General features: G+C 54.3%; 4 protein-coding genes and 1 pseudogene. 3 read left to right on the forward strand and 2 right to left on the reverse strand.

The window, feature by feature from the left end; all coding sequences use genetic code 11:
• The first annotated feature begins 117 nt into the window (after positions 1-117).
• Positions 118-1,304 (forward strand): IS3 family transposase gene (locus tag APA10_RS11515; protein WP_089041186.1). Its coding sequence is split into 2 segments (ribosomal slippage): positions 118-388 and positions 388-1,304, totalling 1,188 coding nucleotides; the frame shifts between segments, so codons are not numbered across the junction.
• 59 nt (positions 1,305-1,363) lie between these two features.
• On the opposite strand, the pseudogene APA10_RS11520 reads toward APA10_RS11515, so the two are convergent.
• Positions 1,364-1,510, reverse strand: a pseudogene (locus APA10_RS11520) (transposase); the annotation flags it as partial.
• Here APA10_RS11520 and APA10_RS15440 point away from each other — a divergent pair.
• The gene (locus tag APA10_RS15440) at positions 1,460-1,846 is read left to right on the forward strand and encodes a substrate-binding domain-containing protein (RefSeq protein ID WP_250697653.1); all 387 of its coding nucleotides are present in this window, start codon (positions 1,460-1,462) and stop codon (positions 1,844-1,846) included. The pseudogene APA10_RS11520 and the gene APA10_RS15440 overlap by 51 nt on opposite strands.
• Before the next feature lie 23 nt (positions 1,847-1,869).
• Here APA10_RS15440 and APA10_RS14740 read toward each other — a convergent pair whose 3' ends face one another.
• Positions 1,870-2,085, reverse strand: a complete 216-nt coding sequence (locus tag APA10_RS14740; RefSeq protein ID WP_080587168.1) for a hypervirulence associated TUDOR domain-containing protein — start codon at positions 2,083-2,085, stop codon at positions 1,870-1,872.
• On the opposite strand from APA10_RS14740, the gene APA10_RS11530 reads away from it, so the two are divergent.
• A complete protein-coding gene (locus APA10_RS11530; protein WP_035366892.1) occupies positions 2,084-2,683 on the forward strand; it encodes a DUF488 domain-containing protein in 600 nt (199 codons plus the stop codon). The genes APA10_RS14740 and APA10_RS11530 overlap by 2 nt on opposite strands.
• Positions 2,684-2,778 lie beyond the last annotated feature (95 nt).

A 2,778-nucleotide genomic window follows, 5' to 3' on the forward strand; every position in this document is an offset into this window, starting at 1 on the left:
ACCCTGTTGGGAAGGGCCGGAACCGACAGCTTTTCAGGCTTTTCGCGAACCAGAGGTGGTCCCCATTTTTCGGACAGGGCGATAAGCTATCATCTGGCCTGAACGAGGACGGGTTTTATGGGCAAGATTACGCGGAAACGGTATGCGACAGAGTTCAAGTCACGGGTTGCGCTGGAGGCGATCCGTGGGGAACTGACGCTGGCGGAACTGGCTTCGAAACATGGGGTACATCAGACGATGATCGCCCAGTGGAAACGGCAGGCGATCGAGGGGATGGCGGCGACCTTTTCCGGAAAGACGGTGGCTGAGCCCCCGGTCAGCCCTGCTGACGTGGAGAAACTGCACGCGAAGATAGGCGAACTTCTCGTGGAACGGGATTTTTTGCGGGATGCCTCTGCTCGGTTGGGCGTGATCAGAGGCGGCAGATGATTGACCTGAAGCGAGCGCGTCTGCCGATAATCCGGCAATGCACGCTGCTGCAACTCAACCGGTCGGGCGTCTACTATCGGCCTGTGCCACAGAGCGAGGCCAATCTGGAGCTGATGCAGCTGATCGACGCCCAGTTCCTGGAAACGCCGTATTATGGTTCACGGCAGATGACATGGCATCTGCGCCGCCAGGGACATGAAGTGGGCCGCAAGCGGGTCCGGCGGCTCATGGCGATCATGGGCCTGCGGGCGATCTACCAGAAGCCGCGCACGACCGTGCCCCATCCGGAGCATCGGAAATATCCATATCTGCTACGGGATCTGGTCATCAATCGGCCTGACCAGGTCTGGTGTTCCGATATCACATATATTCCCATGAAACGGGGATTTCTCTATCTCGTGGCGATCATGGACTGGTTCACGCGCAAGGTCCTGTCCTGGCGTCTGTCGAACACGATGGACGTGGAGTTCTGTATCGAGGCGCTACAGGATGCCCTCATGCGCTATGGCGCCCCGGACATTTTCAATACTGACCAGGGGTCGCAATTTACGACACCCCGTTTCACCGGGATACTGGAAGAGCGTCAGATCCGCATCAGTATGGACGGGCGTGGGCGATGGCTGGACAACGTGTTCATCGAGCGTCTGTGGCGGTCGCTGAAATATGAATGCGTCTACCTGCACGCGTTCGAGACCGGATCAGAGCTGAGGGCCGGGCTTGGCAGATGGATCGCCCATTATAACGAAAGGCGTCCGCATACGGCGCTGGCTGGACATACGCCCGATGAGGCGTATCATAACGTGCCGACGCCATCTGGTCCGGGGTTAACCCCGGACCAGATGGCCAACAGCAACGCCGTCAGAAGGGCGGCATAACAACAACCGGGTATAGCTTATCAAGCCCGCAAAACTGTCCGAACGGACGGGACCACCTCATCCATGCCGCCATATTTCGCGCGCCACCGGTAAAACGTGGCGTTGCTGATCCCATGCTCCCGGCACAGGTCAGGAACCGGGACACCGCCCTCAGCCTGGCGGATCACACCCATGATCTGGGCGTCAGTAAAGCGATCACTCTTCATCAGAATCTCCTCAATTCTTACGCTGAGAAAATTCTCATTCAAAAGTCACTCTTTTTATGGGGGGATTACCAAGGCTTATATAAAGTTGTGCAACGAGAGGAATATTCTCCGCATTTGCGAACAATCCATCTACCAAGAGAAAAATTACGAATTATAATGAGAGCAGAGCATGTGCGCGCCAATAAAAGAGTGATTGGGCCAGATGATCTCTGTCATGAGAGGCTTATTGCGACACTCACGTCTGTCACCCCGACGCTGGATGTGGTGCTCTGTGCTCCGATCACCTCAGCCAATCCGTCTGTCTCTACATTGATGGATATTGCGGCGCAGACATGATGCTGGCTCAGGAGATGATCCAGTCACTCAGCAAGTGTAAGGGTCGTGCCTTTGTGAAAGGCGATATGACTGGTTTTAAGGCTTTCTATTTCATATTGAGGGTGTTCTGCCGTCGCGTGATGCTGATAGCCGTTGACCAGAAAGGGCGCCGTATGAATGGCTTTGATCCGTCCACTGACGTATCCCGCTTCCGAGTTCCAAGATACGATGTCTCCGATCTGGAAAGTTTGTGACGGCATGGAAAACTCCGTATCCAATGTGAACCTCGCAGGGGAGGCAAGATCATCTTCTTGTCATCCATTCTACACCATTGGGCATTCCACGCTTGCGCTATCTGATTTTATCGCGCTTTTGCGTCATTATGGCGTGACACTGATCGCGGATGTGAGGGCTTTTCCGTATTCCCGGCGTAATCGAGACTATGATGGCACCAGTCTCCAGCCGGAACTGGCGGCACAGGGGATCGGATATAGTCATTTTCCAGAGCTTGGTGGACGACGGCCACGGTCGAAGACGATGCCTGCGGAGACCAACGCATTCTGGCGTGTTCAGAGTTTTCATAATTATGCGGATTATGCGCTTGGAGAAGACTTTCACCGAGGTCTTGCCCGGCTTATCGAGGCGGGACAGCAGGCAACTGTTGCGATCATGTGCGCGGAGGTGCTCTGGTGGCGCTGTCACAGGCGCATCGTTACTGACTATCTTCTGGCCCACGGGGTGACAGTCTTTCATATTCTGTCCATGACGGATGCCGTTCCCGCGCACCTTACTGAATCTGCGATTATTGATAGTAGCCGTCATATTACTTACCCACAAATAAACACTTCCAGAGGCTGAAGGTAAAATGTAGGCATAAAAACAAACGATCTCGAAAAATTGGTAATCCCCCCATTTTTAGTGGGGCATTGAATGAGAATTCAGGCAGCTGTTTT

This window comes from Acetobacter pasteurianus subsp. pasteurianus LMG 1262 = NBRC 106471, from assembly GCF_000285275.1.
Taxonomy (GTDB): Bacteria; Pseudomonadota; Alphaproteobacteria; order Acetobacterales; family Acetobacteraceae; genus Acetobacter; species Acetobacter pasteurianus.